Here is a 15,841-nt window from a genome sequence, read left to right as displayed (position 1 = left end):
GGAAACTGTGAGCGCGGTTACCGGGTACGCCTCGCTACAAGATCATGAATCGTCGGCGCCGAAAGATGCCGGACAGTGTTGCGCGCCGGCACAGAAGGTGTCGGCGCGCATTTTTGCGGTGGTGCGATTCAGTTTTCTTTGAGCGTGAAGATCAGGTCAGTGCCGGCTCGGCCAGACGGAGAAGATCGTCCGCCTCCGCCGCAGCCGCCGCGAGCCGATCATTGTCGGCACGCAGACGCGTGATCTCGAACTCCAGGGCCTGGACCCTGGCACGCAGTCGGGTGACCTCGTCGAGCAGACGCCGGTCGGGCGCTGCACCTACGTGGCCGTAGAGGGCCTTCGCCATGCTGACTCCTTGATATGCGCTGCCGGAAAGGCCGGCCAACGCGCGCCCATTTGTACGCGGCTGTCATTCCAGGCTGTATCTGGGCATGACCGGGCGCGACTGGCGACACCTATATATTGAGCCGCAAACCCCTCCTTCGTCAAGTTCTCGCAGGCCGTAGATCATCTCCACGTCGACCTGTCCACTTGTCGGGGGGCTGCCGCAAGGCACGGACACTCTCTGTCCGGACGCCTTTACTGTACGCCCGGATTCACGGAAGTCCGCACCCTGGCGTCCGACTTCCCCTTAACTCTTTCTTAGCCACGTTGCCGCAGGTCGTAGGCGCGCCGTAGCGTCACCCCGGCCCGCAACCGACCCCTGGAGGCATAGGCGTGTACGGCTGGACCGATCCGATGGACCCGAATGGCGCCCCCCGGCGCGCCGGAGGGCCGACCGACGAGCCGGCCTGGCTGCACGACCGCCCGGAGCCCCGCTCGGCCTACCTCTTCGGCGACGAGCCCGGTCAGCCGGGCGACGAATGGCACCGGGAGCAGCCCACCGACGGCCGGCAGCCGGACCCGGCGATCCCCGCCGAGGCGGCCGACGCCCACACCGCCGCCTGGGGGGCCTACCAGCCGGAGGGCGAGACCGGCGACTGGGGCGACAGCCGCCCGACCCAGGACACCACAGGCGGACGGCGTTCCGAGGCGCCCGGCGGCTGGCACACCGACACCGACCCGGAGACCACCGACGGCTGGCGCGGCGCCGCCGAGACCGACCGGCCCAGCGAGGGACGTCACCGCTCCCCACGCCGCTGGCGCCGGCCGCTGATGATCGGGGGCGCCGCCGCGGCCGCCACCCTCGTCGTGAGCTTCGGCGTCGGCGCGCTCACCCTGCCCGGCGGTGACGACGGGGCCGCCCAGCCGACGGCCGTCGACGACTCCTTCGCCACGTCGGCCGCGCCGACCGACGAGCCGGCGCTGGACGCCCTCGCCGCGCCCTCCCCGTCAACCATCCCCAGCCCGGCGTCTCCGAGCCCGTCGCCGAGCAAGGTCGTCAAGCCCACGCCGGCGACGTCGCGGAGCACCGCCGCGTCACGCCGCAGCGTCGAGCGCAGCAGCGCGCCCAGCAGGACCGGCGGCTCCACCGGATCCAGCGGCTCCAGCGGCTCCGTCAGCGCTCAGGCCCGCGAGGTGGTGGACCTCGTCAACACCGAGCGGGCCAAGGCCGGCTGCAAGGCGCTGAGCATCGACGACAAGCTGATGACGGCCGCCCAGCGGCACAGTCAGGACCAGGCCGACAACCAGAACATGTCGCACACCGGCAGCGACGGCAGCAACGCCGGCACCCGACTGGACCGGGTCGGCTACACCTGGCGCACGTACGGCGAGAACGTGGCCTGGAACCAGAAGACCCCGGCAGCGGTGATGGACGCCTGGATGAACAGCTCCGGCCACCGGGCCAACATCCTGAACTGCGCGTTCACCGAGATCGGCGTCGGCATCGCCAGCAGCAACGGACCGTACTGGACGCAGGTCTTCGCGGCGCCGCGCTGACCGCGCGTCGTTCCCGCCCCCGCGCTCGTTGACCCGGTGAGGTACGTCCGGCCGGAGCGTGGGGGCCGCGTACCGGTGCGGGCGGCGACCGGCCGCCCGGGACCCGGGAGCTGCCGATGCGGATCCGGCCGCGGCGACACGTCGCCGTACGCCCAGTGCGCCGCGTCCTGTCCGCCAGCCTGGCTCTCGTGCTGGTGGTGCCGGCGTACGGGTGTCGGCCCGCGCTGACCCCGCCCGGCGCGCCCACCGCGTGGCCGGCGGCGCAGGCCCGCCACTGGCAGTGGCAGTGGCAGCTCAGCGGCCCGCTCGACCCGGCGGTGGACGCGCACGTCTTCCTGCTCGACCCGGTGGCCACCACCGCCGCACAGACCGCCGAACTGCGCTCCCGGGACCGCCGGTTGATCTGCCAGGTCAACGTGGGATCGGCCCGCTCCGACGACCCGGACGCCAGCCGGTTTCCGGAGGTCGTCCGAGGGGCGGCCGGGCGTCGACCCGACAGCCGGTGGCTGGACATCCGGAGTTGGGACGCGCTCCGGCCGGTGCTGGCCGACCGGTTCCGGCTCTGCCGGGGCAAGGGCTTCGGCGCGGTGGCGCTCTTCGACGCCGACGGGTACGCGGCGCGCACCGGCTTTCCGCTCGACTTCGACGACCAACTGCTGTTCAACCGCCGGCTGGCCGAACTGGCCCGCTCGCTGAGCCTCTCCCCGGGGCTGGTCAACGACGTGCCGCAACTCGCGGCGCTGGCCCCGGACTTCGACTTCGCTGTCAACGAGGAGTGCGTCCGGCTGGCCCAGTGCGCCAAACTGCTGCCGTTCAGCGACGCCGGCAAGCCGGTCTTCCACGTCGAGTACACCGGCTCGACCGACGACTTCTGTGTCACCACCGTCGGCTACGGCTTCTCGTCGATCCGCAAGGACCGCACGCTGGACGCGTCCCGCGAACCCTGCCCACTCCCCTGACCCACCACACCCTCCCCACCCTCGCCCTGCCCTGCCCTGCCCTGCCCTGCCCTGCCCTGCCCTGCCCTGCCCTGCGATCTTGCACTTTCGGTCGTCGAATTGCCGGGTTAGCCCCCCTTTGTCGCGACAGAATCTGCAAGATCGCCGAGGGCGGGGCGAGGGCAGGGCGGGGCAGGGCGAGGCAGGGCGGGGTGAGGGAGCGGCGATTAGGGGACCGGGACCAGCTCCGGGGCGGGAGCGGGCGGGTTGGTGGGCGCGGGTGCCGGGCGTGGGCGCAGGAAGCGGGGGGCCCACCAGTTGGCGTCGCCGAGCATCGTCATCAACGCCGGCAGCACCACTCCCCTGATGATGGTGGCGTCCAGCAGGATCGCCGCCGCCAGACCGATGCCGAGCTGCTTCATGTCGATGGTGCTCAGCGTGGCGAAGATCGAGAAGACACCGACCATCACGATCGCCGCGCTGGTCACCACCCCGGCCGACGAGGTGATCCCGTACGACACGGCGTCGCGGTTGGGCAGGCCGGACCGGACGCCCTCGCGGATCCGACTGACCACGAAGACGTGGTAGTCCATCGAGAGGCCGAAGAGCACCACGAACAGGAACAGTGGCAGCCACGACACGATCGCGCCCATCGACGTGAAGCCGAGCAGGCCCTGTGCCCACTCGCCCTGGAAGATCAGCACCAGCAGGCCGTACGCGGCACCGGCGGAGAGCAGGTTCAGCGCGATCGAGCTGGCCGCGATCACCACCGACCGGAAGGTGAACGTCATGACCAGGAAGGTCAGCACCAGCACGAAGCCCATGACCAGCGGCAACTTGTCCCGGACGTGCTGGGCGTAGTCCTCGCTGTCGGCAACGCTCCCGCCCACCGCGTACTCGATTCCGGGGATGCCCCGCAGTTCGGCCGGGACCAGGTCCCCGCGCAGCTTCTCCAACGACTGCACCGACCGGTCGTCCCGACTGGCGTACGGGGTGGGGACGTCCAGCACCGAGACCCGCCGGTCGGCCGACACCTCGATCTTCGGGCCGTCCGCCTCGGCCGGGGCGAACAGCGGATCGCCGGCCGCCCGGGTGGAGAGGCCGGTGAGTGCGGCGCGTACCCGGTCGGCCTGGTCGGCGGGCGCCTGAACGGCCACCACGTGATTGGTGCCGGCGCTCGGGAAGGCGGCGGTGAGCCGGTCGTACGCCTGCATCGCCGGAGTCGTGCGGGGCAGGTCCTCCATGCCGGGGAACTTCAGCTTCATGCCGAGCGCCGGCGCGGCCAGCGCGAGCAGCAGTCCGACCGAGATGACAAGCGTCGCCACCGGCGCGCGCAGCGCGGGCCGGAGCACCGCCGGCCACAGCCGGGGCGTGCGGGGCTCGCCGTGCCGGCCGGTACGCGGCGCGGTCAGTCGCCAGAGCAGCGGCACCCGGGGCCGGTCCACCCATCGGCCGAGCCGGGCCAGCAGGGCGGGCAGGACGGTCAGTGAACCGGTCACCGCGACGGCCACCACGAGGATCGAGCCGATGGCGAGGGACGAGAAGACCACGTCGCCGGCGAGCAGCAGCCCGGCCATCGAGATGATCACCGCGAAGCCGGAGACCACCACGGCGTGCCCGGAGGTCTCCGCGGCGATCTCCACCGCGTCCAGACCGGACCGACCCTTGGCGCGTTCCTCCCGCTCCCGACGGATGTAGAACAGCGAGTAGTCGACGCCGACAGCCATGCCGATCAGCAGGATCACCGGTGCCGTGGTGTCGGTGGCCGGCACCAGGTGCGAGGCGAGAGTGGACAGACCCATCGCGGCGGCCACCGAGGAGAGTGCCAGCAGCACCGGCACGCTCGCCGCGATCAACGCCCCGAACGCGATGATCAGGATCGCCAGGGTGACCGGCAGACTGAGCAGCTCGGCGCGCTTGAAGTCCTTACCCAGCGTGTCGTCGAGGGCTTGGCCGATCGACGGCCCGCCGACCTGCTCGACCCGCAGCTCGGGATGCGCGGCCTGCACGGAGGCGGTGGCGTCGCGCAACGGCTGCACCCGATCCGAGGCCGTCTCCGGGTCACCCGACATGGTGATCGGTAGCAGCATCGCCGAGCCGTCCCGCGCGGTGACCGGCTGGCCCACCCCGGCCACCCCGGTGACCGTACGCAGCCGGGCCGCCGCGTCGTCGGCCGCCGACTTCGCCGCTGCCGGGTCCAACGCGCCACCCCGGGAGGTGATGAGGACGTTGTCCACCGCCGGGTCGTCGAAGGCACCGGCGTCCACTATCAGGCTGGCCCGCCCCGCCTCGCCGATCGCCTGGTCACCGCTGGTGGCCTCGTTGAGCCCGGCGGCGCTGCCACCCACGAAGCACACCGCCACGAACACGGCCCACAGTGCGATCGCCCGCCACGGGTGCTCGGCGCTCCACCGCGCCAGCCGCACCGTCACCGGTCTTCTGCCCATCTCGGGTCCCCCTGTCACGTCAACCCCCTGTCAACGGTGCTGACGCTAGGTGCGTGACGAGGCGGTCACATCGGGGATCGACCCGGGCCCACCCTGGAACCAGCGGACCGGGCGCGGGGGTCCGTTCGCCGGGGGTCGAACCCCGATCCGGGCGTACACCGGGGTCCACCCCGGAGCGACCCGCCGCGACCCGCCGGCATCGCCCCGAGCCGGCTCCGGGTCATCCCCGAAGGGAACCCCGGGGCCGTGGCTGACAGTGCGGGCAGCTGTACGAGGACCGGTTCATGAACGCCTCACGGCGGATCGGCGCGCCACACCGCCGGCACGGCTCGCCCTCGCGGCCGTACGCGTTGAGCGCACGGTCGAAGTAGCCACTCTCGCCGTTGACGTTCACGTAGAGAGCGTCGAAGCTGGTGCCGCCCTCGCTGATCGCCTCGGCGAGCACGTCGCGGACGTGGCCGAGGAGACGCTGCGCGGCCGGGCCGGTCAGCGCGTCGGTGGGTCTGCCGCCGTGCAGCTTGGCGCGCCAGAGCGCCTCGTCGGCGTAGATGTTGCCCACCCCGGAGATCAGGGTCTGGTCGAGCAGCGCCCGCTTCACCTCGGTGTGCCGGCGGCGCAGCGCCGCGACGAACGCCTCGTCGGAGAACTCCGGGTCCATCGGGTCGCGGGCGATGTGGGCGATCTCGTCGGGCAACTCGGCGCCGCCCTCGCTCACCGAGAGCCCGCCGAACGTGCGCTGGTCGACGAAACGCAACTCCGGACCGTCGTCGCTGAACCGGAACCGGACCCGAAGGTGGGTCTCGTCAGGCGTCCCGGGTGGCTGGAGCAGTAGCTGACCCGACATGCCGAGGTGCCCGACGATCGCGTCACCGCTGTCCAGTGGCAGCCACAGGTACTTGCCGCGACGGCGGGCGTCCAGCACCGTCCGGCCGGCGAGCACGTCGGCGAAGTGCACGTCGCCGGGAACGTGCCGGCGGACCGCACGCGGATGACGAACCTCGACCGAGGCGATCCGACGGCCGACGACCCACTGGGCCACCCCCTGCCGGACGGTCTCCACCTCGGGCAGCTCAGGCACGCGGCCGACCCGTCTCGTGACCGTCGGCGCCCCCAGCCGGCAACGCCTGCGCGAGGTGGTCGGCCTGCTCGGCCTGAGCCGCCCGCTCGGCGCGCTCCAGCGGCCCGAACGGCTCGTCGGAGTCGGCCGAGTCGTCCCGAGCGATCGGCTGGTCCTGGCGATCGTCGCCGGCCCGAGCACCCTGGCCGTCGTCGCCGGCCCGAGCACCCTGGCCGTCGTCGCCGGCCCGAGCACCCTGGCCGTCGTCGCCGGCCCGACCATCCTTGCCGTCGTCGCCGTTCTGGCCGTTCTGCTCGGCGAGCGTCCGCCAGGCAGCCTCGGCGGCCCGCTGCTCGGCCTCCTTCTTGCTGCGCCCCTCGGCGCCGCCGTACCGGATGCCGGCCACCACCACCCAGGCGGTGAACGTCTTGAGGTGATCCGGGCCGGTGCCCTCGATCCGGTACTCCGGGACGCCGAGACCGAGCGCCGCGGTCAGCTCCTGGAGGCTGGTCTTCCAGTCGAGTGCGGCCCCACGACCGGCCGACTCGGCCATCAGCGGGTCGAAGAGGCGGTGGATGACGATCCCCGTGGTGTCCAGGCCGTACTGGAGGTAGATCGCGCCGAGCAGCGCCTCCAGCGTGTCGGCGAGGATGCTCGCCTTGTCCCGGCCACCGGTCGTCTCCTCACCCTTGCCGAGCAGCAGGTACGCGCCGAGCCCGTCCGGGCCCAGACCGCGGGCCACGTCGGCGAGCGCCCGCATGTTGACCACGCTGGCCCGCAACTTGGCCAACTGCCCCTCGGGCAGATCCGGGTGGTTGTGGAACAGCGCCGTGGTGATCACCACGCCGAGCACCGAGTCGCCGAGGAACTCCAGCCGCTCGTTGGTCGGCAGCCCACCGTTCTCGTACGCGTACGACCTGTGGGTCAACGCGCGCTGGAGCAGCTCGGGTTCCAGGCTCACTCCGAAGGCGGCTTCCAGGTGACCGACGGACGCCCGCCGCCGCTTGTCGTTGCTCATGTGCGTACCTCGGTGTCGGTGGAGCGGTCGGTGTGACCCGTCGCGGCGTCGCTGTCGAGCAACGCGGAGACCAGATCGGTGGCGCGCCGCCGCCACAGGTGGGCGGCGAGAGCTATGCCGGAGGCGACGTCGTCGGCGCGGGCGGACCCGTGACAGACGACCACCGTCCCCGCGACGCCCAGCAGGGCCGCCGCGCGGGGCGCGCCGCCCTGGGCAGGTGGGCCGCCGGCCATCGCGTACGCGCCCTCAATGGCCTTGAGCAGCACGTTACCGGTGAAGCCGTCGGTGACAACCACATCGGCGCGCGCGCCGAGGGCCACGTCGTACCCCTCGACCAGGCCGACGTAGCGCGCCCCGCCGGGCAGCGGTTCGACGGCGAGCAGGGGGTCGGTGGCGCGGCGGACCCGGTCGCCCTTGCCGGCCTCGGTGCCGACCGAGAGCAGCCCGACCCGGGGCGCGGCGATCGAGTGGGCCACCGCCGCGTACGCGGCGCCGAGCACTGCGTGGCGGGCGAGGGTGGCCGGGCGGGGTTCCAGGGAGCCGCCGACGTCGAGCAACACGACAGGCCCCGCCACGGCGGGCAGGGTGGCGGCCAGCGCGGGTTGGCGGATCTCCGGCGAGCGGCCGAGGCCGAGTACGGCAGCGGTGACTGTGGCGCCGGTGGCGCCGGCGGAGACAAGCGCGTCGGCGGTTCCGTCCCGGACGGCGGTGACAGCGGCCCGGACGGTGCTCTCGGAGCGGGCGGCGCTGGGATGGTCGGCCATGCCGACGACATCGCGAACAGGCCGCACCGTGATCCGGGCGCGTTGCGCCGGATCGAGGGCAGCAATCAGCTCGTCGGCGACCTCGGTCGGACCGACGAGAAGCAGATGCAGGTCAGGGTCGGCGCGCATGGCCCGCAGAGCGCCGTCAACCACGACGGCGGGAGCGTCGTCCCCGCCGAGGAGGTCAACGGCGATCCGCGCGGCGCCCGGCTCCACCGGAACGCCGGCCGGATTGGGCCGGCCGGCGTCGGAGGGAGCCGGAGCACCGGGCGAATGCCAGGATGCGCGCGCCGCCCGACCTGGGGTCGGGGGCGTCACTCGGCGTCCAGGTCAGACCTCGAGAACCTGGCGGCCGTTGTAGGTGCCGCAGACGGAGCAGGCGGCGTGCGGCAGCTTCGGGGACTTGCACTGCGGGCACGCAACGGTCGCGACCACTGTCGCCTTCCAGTTCGCCCGGCGGGACCGGGTGTTGCTGCGCGACATCTTGCGCTTCGGGACGGCCACGGTTCTTACTCCTCTGTAACGGTCAGTTGCGACAGGCCCGCCCAACGCGGGTCGATCTGCTGGTGACTGTGGTCGGCCGGCAGATCGTCCCAGTGCGCCCCGCATTCGGGGCACAGTCCTGGGCAGTCCTCCCGGCAGAGCGGGTTGGTCGGCAGCGTGAGCACCAACGCGTCCCGCAGCGCCGGCTCCAGGTCGATCAGATCGCCCTGCATCCGGCCCACCTCGTCCTCGTCGGTCGTGGCGTCCGTGGTGCTGTCCTCGTACGCGTACAGCTCCTGGATCGTCACGCCCATCGAGTCGTTGATCTCGCGCAGGCAACGGCCGCACTCGCCCCGGACGGGACCGGTGATGGTCCCGGAGACGAGCACGCCCTCGGACACCGACTGCAACCTCAGATCGAGGTCGAGGTCCGCGCCCTCCGGCACGCCGATCAACTCCACACCGAGGTCCGCCGGTGCCGGCACGACCCGCTGGACCTCACGCAACGCGCCAGGGCGACGCGGCAGGTCCCTCGTGTCGAGGACCAGCGGCGACCTGGGGTTGAGTGTCGATGGCGAGTGCTTGGGCATAGTTAGACTCCGGCCGGTGAGAGGCCGACAAAAAAGGTTACCTGGGCGACCGCCGGCCCGTCGAACCGGGGGCGACGCCCGCCTGAGAAGTCGGCTGGTGAGGTGCCGCTCAGAAGGGTAGCGGGCGTTCCGCCTCATCCCCAGCGAAGGTGCCGATCTCCCGCAGCGCGTGCATCTTGTCCCGGCCGCGCTCTATCGAGGCGAGCGCCCGGGTGAGGAACTGCTCGAAGTTGGCCAGCGCGGTGTCGACGTAGTCGTCGACCTCCTCACGCAGGCGCTGCGCCTCGGCGCGGGCCTCGCCGATGATCCGGGCACCCTCGTGCTCGGCCGACACGGTGATCTCGTTCACCGAGACCAGGCGGGCGTGTTCTGCCTCACCCTCGCTGATGATCCGGTCGGCCTCGCGCTTGCCGGCTTCCATGATCTTGTCGCGCTCCTCCAGGAGCGCGGCGGCGCGACGCAGGTCGGCGGGGAGATCGGCACGCATCTCATCGAGGGCAGCGATCATCTCACCCCGGTCGACCATGCAGTTGTTGCGCGACATCGGGACGGAGCGCGCCTGCTCCAGGATGGCGATCAGTTCGTCGATGCGATCGAGCGGGTCCACCGGCTACCTCACTCCTGTCGTTCGTCGGCCGACCTCCATGATGCGGGCTACGGCCGTTCCCCGCGCCACCAATCATGTCGTGCCGGCCCCACCGCCGCCCCACTCACCCCAACCCGGCGAGTCGCGACATAGTCACCCCCGGCTCCCACCCCGCCGATCTTGCACTTTCGGTCGCGTCAAACCATGCCGAAAGGGGCGATGCAGGCACCGTAAGTGCAAGATCGCGAGGGCGAGAGGGAGCCAGGTCCGCTCAGCGGCGAGGGCCCAGGCGGGCCTGGAGGGCTTCACGGACCGGGTCGGGGACGTGGGCGGAGATGTCGCCACCCCACTTGGCCACGTCCTTGACCAGGCTCGACGAGAGGAACGAGTAGAGCGGATTGGTAGGCATGAAGAGCGTCTCGACGCCGGCCAGACCGATGTTCATCTGGGCCATCTGCAACTCGTAGTCGAAGTCACTGACCGCCCGCAGGCCCTTGATCAGCACACTGGCCTGCTGGGCCCGGCAGAAGTCCACCAGCAGCCCTCGGAACGACTCGACACGCACGTTGCCGTACGACGAGGTCACCTCGCGGAGCATCTCGATGCGCTCCTCGACGGTGAACAGGCCACTCTTCGACTGATTCACCAGCACACCGACGATCACCTCATCGAAGAGCCGACTGGCCCGCCCGATGATGTCGAGGTGTCCGTTGGTGACCGGGTCGAACGAACCGGGGCACACCGCACGTCTCATGATCGGCGACCGTACCAAAGGGTGGTCTCGCCGTAACGACGACTGCGCTCGGGGGTGATCCCCTCCACCCAGTCGAACTCCCTGGTGCGGCGGGACCGCTCCACCACCACCAACGCGTCGGGCGCCAGCCAGCCGCGATCGACCAGCGCGGCCAACAGCGCGGTGATCTCCTCGTCCGGCACGGCGTACGGCGGGTCGGCGAAGACCACGTCGTACGGCTCACCGTCCGGTCCTGCGGCCAGCACCGTCGCCACCTTGCCGGTGACCAGGCGGGCCGCCGGACCGGCACGGAGGGCCGCCACGTTCTCCCGGATCACCCGGGCCGCCCGCGGGTCGGACTCGACCAGTAACACGTGCCGGGCCCCCCGGGAGAGCGCCTCCAGGCCGACCGCGCCGGAGCCGGCGTACAGGTCGGCGAAGCGGGCGCCGTCGAGATCGACCTCGGCCTGGACGGCACTGAACAGCGCCTCCCGGACCCGATCCGAGGTGGGTCGGGTGCCGGCGCCGGGCGGCGCGGCGATCCGCCGGCCACCGAGCGTCCCGGCCACGATCCGGGTCACCGTTTCCTCCTGCTCATGCCCGCGACGCTACGCGATGCCGGGCGGACCCGGTCAGCACGGCGCGGATCCGAGGAGTGGGCCCGCCGGCGACGACGCGGAGCACCTGAGCAGCACCGACGGCGCGACATCCACCGTGGAGCCACAGCGGGCGGACCGTCCCCAGTGACCGGACCGACACCTTCGGTTTATCAAAGATCACGAATCGACTACATTGCCAGATGGCAATGATCTGAACTCCCCTCATTAACCACCCATCAGTACAGTCTCCCCCTGTCCCCGCTTTCGCTGCGGGAACACCACCGCGTCGCGCGACGCCCCGGTGAGCAGGTGACTCCCCGGTCACGATGTCTCCCGGCCTCCCGCCACGCGATCCGTACCCCCTCACCAGGAGCAGGCGTGAACCCTCCCAAGTCTCCGTTCCGGCGCGTCGCGGCCATCGCCGCGGGCGCGTTGATCGGCATCGCCGGCGTCGGCGTCCTCGCGAGCCCCGCGAGTGCCCACCACCCCGAGCCCTCCGGCACCTACTGCCTGACCTCCGACGGCCAGGTCAAGGTGACCTGGACGGTCGGCAACAGCGAGAACATCGACGCGAAGATCACCAAGCTCGAGTCGACCGTCCCGGCGGCCTTCACCGGCGGCCTGGCACAGGACGCCACTCTCCCGGCGAAGGGCGAGGGTTTCCTCACCGGCACCCAGGCCCACAGCTTCGACCAGAAGCGACCGACGATCGAGCTGACCGTCGAGGCGCGGTGGGTGCGCTCCGACCGGATCGTGACCGAGGAGCGGACCGTGGCCGCCGAGCCGAAGGGCACCTGCGCGGCAGAGGCGACGCCCTCGCCGAGCAGCCCGACGCCGACCGCCACCCCGTCGGCTACCCCCACCCCGACCCCCACTGTCGCCTCTCCGTCGCCGAGCCAGCCTCCGACCCAGAGCCCGACCCCGACTGCCACCCCGGCTCCGGCGGAGCCGGTGGGCGCGGTCGAGTCGACCTGCGACAAGCTCACCTTCACTATCGAGAACCCCGCCGACGGTGAGACCGTCACGCTCACCCTGACCCCGAACAAGGGCGAGGTGAAGACGCTGGTCGTCAAGCCGGGCGAGACCGGTTCCGTCTCCTTCGACGCGTTCGAGGGTCTGGTCGTCACGCCGGCCGCCGAGGGCCTCGACGACACCGCGCCGATCGCCTGGGAGCAGCCGGCCGAGTGCGCCCCGGGTCAGGGTGGCGGCAAGGACGAGCCGGCTCTGCCGCTGACCGGTGCTGCCACCGGCGGCATCATCGCCGGCGCCGTGGTGCTGCTGGCCGCCGGTGCCGCCCTGTTCGTGGTGGCCCGTCGTCGTCGGGTTCGCTTCACCGCCTGAACCAACCCGCTCTGACAGTTGAGGGCGCGTCGACCACCCGGTCGGCGCGCCCTCAACCATGTGATGGCCTGCGCGGTCAGCCCTTTTCCAGGTACTCCGCGCGATCCTCGTCCACCAGTGCGGCCACCGAGGCGGCCAGTGCCGGGCTGCGGGCCAGCTCCGGGTCGTCCTCGATCAGGGTGATCGCCTCGGCGCGGGCGTCGCGGATCAGGTCGGCGTCGCGTCGCAGGGACAGCAACCGCAGGTGCGAGCGGTGCCCGGACTGGGTGGCACCCAGCACGTCGCCCTCGCGGCGTTGCTCCAGGTCGAGTTCGGCGAGCTTGAACCCGTCGCTAGTGGACGCCACCGCGTCCAACCGTTCCCGCGCCGAAGAACCCTCGGCCGCCTCGCTGACCAGCAGGCAGAGCCCGGCGGCGGCACCCCGGCCGACCCGGCCGCGCAACTGGTGCAGCTGGGAGACGCCGAACCGGTCGGCGTCCAGCACGATCATCACTGTGGCGTTCGGTACGTCCACGCCAACCTCGATCACTGTCGTCGCCACCAGCACGTCCAGGTCGCCAGCCGCGAAGGACCGCATCACCGCGTCCTTCTCGTCGGCCGGCAGGCGACCGTGCAGCACACCGATCCGCAGGCCGTGCAGCGGGCCCTCGGCCAGCAGCGGAGCCACCTCGGTCACCGCCAGCGGTGGCCGCCGGCCGTTGTCGTCCTCGGGTGGCGGTTCCTCGTCGCTGGTCGGCCCGTCACCGATTCGCGGGCACACCACGTACGCCTGGTGGCCGGCGGTCACCTCCTCGCGCAGCCGACGCCAGGCCCGGTCCAGGTAGGCCGGCTTCTCGGCGGCCGGCACCACGTGCGAGGTGATCGGCGATCGCCCCCGGGGCAGCTGGGAGAGCGTGGAGACCTCCAGGTCGCCGTAGACGGTCATCGCCACGGTGCGCGGGATCGGGGTGGCCGTCATCACCAGCACGTGCGGCGGTTGGTCGGCCTTGGCCCGCAGGGCGTCGCGCTGCTCCACGCCGAAGCGGTGCTGCTCGTCGACCACCACCAGGCCGAGGTCGGCGAAGTCGACCCCCTCGTACAGCAGGGCGTGGGTGCCGAGCACGATGCCGGCGGCGCCGCTGGCCACCTCGCCGAGCGCCCGGCGGCGGGCCGCCGCGCCCAGCGACCCGGTGACCAGCTCGACCCTGGTGGCGTGCTCGGCGGAGCCCAGCTCACCGGCCCGCCCGAGCGGCCCGAGCAGGTCGAGCATGCCCCGGTGGTGCTGGGCGGCCAGCACCTCGGTGGGCGCCAGCAGCGCGGCCTGCCCGCCCGCGTCGACCACCTGGAGCATCGCCCGTAGCGCCACCACCGTCTTGCCCGAGCCCACCTCGCCCTGCAACAGACGGTGCATGGGGTGCGGGGTGGCCAGGTCCGCCGCGATCTCCACACCGACCTCCCGCTGACCGGCCGTCAGCTCGTACGGGAGTCGGGCGTCGAAGGCTTCCAACAGCCCACCAGGGTGCGCCGGGCGGGGCCGGGCCGGCCAGTCGGCCGCCCGGTGCTTGCGCTGCACCAGGGTCACCTGGACGGCGAAGGCCTCGTCCCACTTGAGGCGCCGCCGCGCATGGTGCAGCGCCTCCTTGCTGGACGGCCGGTGGATCTCGGTCAGCGCGGCGCCCAGCCCGACCAGCTTGCGGCTGGCCCGCACGGCGCTCGGCAGTGGATCGTCCGGCGGGGTGAACGTGTCGAGTACGACGCGCACGCATCGCGCGATCACCCAGGTCGGCACGGCTGCGGCTGCCGGGTAGACCGGGATCAGCGCCCCCGCGAACTCCTCGATGTCGTCGCTGACCGCCGCCTCGCCGTCGCCACCCTCGCCGAGCAGGACGTACTCCGGGCCGTTGAGCTGCCGTTTGCCCCGGAACTCGGTGACCTTGCCGGCGAACAGACCCCACCGGCCCGGGCGCAGCTCGCGCTCGCGCCACGCCTGGTTGCCGAAGAAGGTCAACGTCAGCACCCCGCCGGAGCCGTCGCCGACTGTCACCTCCAGCAGATTGCCCCGCCGCTGACGCATCGGGCGCACCGCTGTGCGCTGCACCTGGGCCAACACGGTGACCTGCTCACCGACGTCCAGTGAGCGGATGTCGGTGTGCTCACCACGCTCGTCGTAGCGACGCGGAAAGTGGTAGACCAGGTCACCCGCGGTGTGCAGGTCGAGGTGCGAGGCCAGCGCCTTGGCTGTCTTGTCCCCGACCAGCTTCTTCAGCGGAGTGTCCACAGTGGCTGGTTCGCTCATTCGATCCCTACCAGGAGCGGATAAAACGGCTGGCCGCCCGGGTACGCGTGCACCTCGACGAACGGCCAGCGCCGTGCGACGTGCGCGCGGACGGCGTCGGTGAGCCCGGCCGGGGCGTCCACCCCGGCCAGCAGGGTGACCATCTCGCCACCACCGCCGAGCATCCGGTCGACCACCGCGGCGCAGGTGTCGGTGAGGTCGGTGCCGATCAGGTGCACCTCCCCCTCCACCAGCGCCAGCACGTCACCGGGACGGCACGGGCCGGCCACTGTCAGCGCCTCCCGGCTGGCATGGCAGACCTCGGCGTAGCGGCAGGCGCCGGCCGCCTCGGCCATCGCGATGACGTCGTCCTCGAAACGGCGGTCACCGTCGCGGACCGCGAGGGCTGCGAGGGCCTGCACCGGTGAGCGGGTCGGCACCACGCTCACCTTGATGCCGTACCGATGGGCCTCGCGGGCGGCCGCGCTCGCCACCGCCTCGGTGTTGGCATCGTTGGGCAGCACCACCACCCGGGCCGCGCCGGTGCTGCGCACGGCGTCCAGCAACTCACCGGTGGAGGGGTTGCCCGGCACGACTGTGGCGCCCTCCGCGGTGAACAGGTCGGCGATGCCGCCGCCGGTGGCCACCACCACAGCGGCCCGGCCGGCCACCACCGGGCCGGAGGGCGACTCCGACTGGTCGGCGAACCGGGTGACCGAGATGCGGTAGGGGCGGCCGGCGGCAACACCGGCCTCGACCGCCGCGCCCACGTCGTTGACGTGCACGTGCACGTTCCAGGTGCCTTCCGGCTCACGCCCGTCGCCGACGACGAGAAGCGAATCTCCCAGGGCGTCGAGCGCCCGCCGCAAACCGGCGACCGCCTCGGCCGGCGCGTCGAGCAGGAACTGCACCTCGTACGCGTATTCGTCGGAACCGGTCTCGCGGGCGACGGTGGCCGCCGGACGGGCGACGGAGCGCGGCGTCGGCGCGGCCCGGGCCGTGCGCTCCCCCGTCAGCACCTCGACCAGGGCGTCGAGCAGCACGCAGAGCCCTCGGCCACCGGCGTCGACCACGCCGGCGCGGGCCCCCGCGTTCGGGATGAGGAAGACGTGGTCGTCGGCGTACAGGGAGGCGATGATGTCGTCCACCA

14 protein-coding genes and 1 pseudogene are annotated in these 15,841 nt (G+C 72.1%); 3 read left to right on the top strand and 12 right to left on the bottom strand.

Annotated features, from left to right (window positions below; translation table 11 throughout):
* Positions 1–151: 151 nt before the first annotated feature.
* Positions 152–346 (bottom strand): hypothetical protein, encoded by a 195-nt coding sequence (locus AB0C20_RS09250; RefSeq protein ID WP_007456482.1) that lies wholly within the window; start codon positions 344–346, stop codon positions 152–154.
* Between the two features lie 392 nt (positions 347–738).
* Here AB0C20_RS09250 and AB0C20_RS09245 point away from each other — a divergent pair, with 392 nt between their 5' ends.
* A complete protein-coding gene (locus AB0C20_RS09245) occupies positions 739–1,881 on the top strand; it encodes a CAP domain-containing protein (protein WP_357190142.1) in 1,143 nt (380 codons plus the stop codon).
* A 116-nt stretch (positions 1,882–1,997) separates the two neighbouring features.
* Positions 1,998–2,840, top strand: a complete 843-nt coding sequence (locus AB0C20_RS09240; protein ID WP_357567689.1) for an endo alpha-1,4 polygalactosaminidase — start codon at positions 1,998–2,000, stop codon at positions 2,838–2,840.
* Positions 2,841–3,046: 206 nt separating this feature from the next.
* Here the strand turns inward: AB0C20_RS09240 and AB0C20_RS09235 are convergent, their stop codons facing one another.
* The 9 genes and pseudogenes from AB0C20_RS09235 to rsmD all read right to left on the bottom strand — a co-directional run bounded on the left by AB0C20_RS09235 (position 3,047) and on the right by rsmD (position 11,078).
* Positions 3,047–5,266 (bottom strand): MMPL family transporter, encoded by a 2,220-nt coding sequence (locus AB0C20_RS09235; RefSeq protein ID WP_357567688.1) that lies wholly within the window; start codon positions 5,264–5,266, stop codon positions 3,047–3,049.
* A gap of 220 nt (positions 5,267–5,486) precedes the next feature.
* On the bottom strand, positions 5,487–6,344 hold the full coding sequence (gene mutM / locus AB0C20_RS09230) for a bifunctional DNA-formamidopyrimidine glycosylase/DNA-(apurinic or apyrimidinic site) lyase (RefSeq protein ID WP_238684613.1): 858 nt from the start codon (positions 6,342–6,344) through the stop codon (positions 5,487–5,489).
* Positions 6,345–6,633: 289 nt separating this feature from the next.
* Positions 6,634–7,341 (bottom strand): annotated as a pseudogene (gene rnc, locus AB0C20_RS09225) (ribonuclease III); the annotation flags it as partial.
* On the bottom strand, positions 7,338–8,321 hold the full coding sequence (locus tag AB0C20_RS09220; protein WP_357190150.1) for a phosphate acyltransferase PlsX: 984 nt from the start codon (positions 8,319–8,321) through the stop codon (positions 7,338–7,340). The pseudogene rnc and the gene AB0C20_RS09220, both read right to left, overlap by 4 nt.
* Positions 8,322–8,435: 114 nt before the next feature.
* The gene (rpmF, locus tag AB0C20_RS09215) at positions 8,436–8,609 is read right to left on the bottom strand and encodes a 50S ribosomal protein L32 (protein WP_030335284.1); all 174 of its coding nucleotides are present in this window, start codon (positions 8,607–8,609) and stop codon (positions 8,436–8,438) included.
* A 5-nt stretch (positions 8,610–8,614) separates the two neighbouring features.
* Positions 8,615–9,178, bottom strand: a complete 564-nt coding sequence (locus AB0C20_RS09210) for a YceD family protein (RefSeq protein WP_110562455.1) — start codon at positions 9,176–9,178, stop codon at positions 8,615–8,617.
* Positions 9,179–9,287: 109 nt separating this feature from the next.
* A complete protein-coding gene (locus AB0C20_RS09205) occupies positions 9,288–9,785 on the bottom strand; it encodes a hypothetical protein (protein ID WP_030335287.1) in 498 nt (165 codons plus the stop codon).
* A 250-nt stretch (positions 9,786–10,035) separates the two neighbouring features.
* Positions 10,036–10,518: a pantetheine-phosphate adenylyltransferase gene (gene coaD, locus AB0C20_RS09200; protein ID WP_030335289.1), complete on the bottom strand. Its 483-nt coding sequence runs from the start codon at positions 10,516–10,518 to the stop codon at positions 10,036–10,038.
* Entirely contained in the window at positions 10,515–11,078 is a 564-nt protein-coding gene (gene rsmD / locus AB0C20_RS09195; protein ID WP_357190152.1) for a 16S rRNA (guanine(966)-N(2))-methyltransferase RsmD, read from the bottom strand. The genes coaD and rsmD overlap by 4 nt, the downstream gene beginning before the upstream one ends.
* Positions 11,079–11,474: 396 nt before the next feature.
* Between rsmD and AB0C20_RS09190 the strand changes: the two genes are divergently transcribed.
* Positions 11,475–12,437, top strand: a complete 963-nt coding sequence (locus AB0C20_RS09190) for an LPXTG cell wall anchor domain-containing protein (RefSeq protein WP_357190154.1) — start codon at positions 11,475–11,477, stop codon at positions 12,435–12,437.
* 76 nt (positions 12,438–12,513) lie between these two features.
* On the opposite strand, the gene recG is transcribed toward AB0C20_RS09190, so the two are convergent.
* Both recG and AB0C20_RS09180 read right to left on the bottom strand, forming a co-directional pair.
* Entirely contained in the window at positions 12,514–14,712 is a 2,199-nt protein-coding gene (gene recG / locus AB0C20_RS09185) for an ATP-dependent DNA helicase RecG (protein ID WP_357190156.1), read from the bottom strand.
* Positions 14,709–15,841 (bottom strand): Dak phosphatase (locus AB0C20_RS09180; protein ID WP_357567687.1); only part of this gene is annotated, 1,133 nt, incomplete at its 5' end. The genes AB0C20_RS09180 and recG, both read right to left, overlap by 4 nt.

This window comes from Micromonospora sp. NPDC048843 (assembly GCF_040649965.1).
Taxonomy (GTDB): domain Bacteria; phylum Actinomycetota; class Actinomycetes; order Mycobacteriales; family Micromonosporaceae; genus Micromonospora; species Micromonospora hortensis.
Note: the sequence above shows the minus strand (reverse complement) of the source record. Positions and strands in the feature narration are given on the sequence as shown.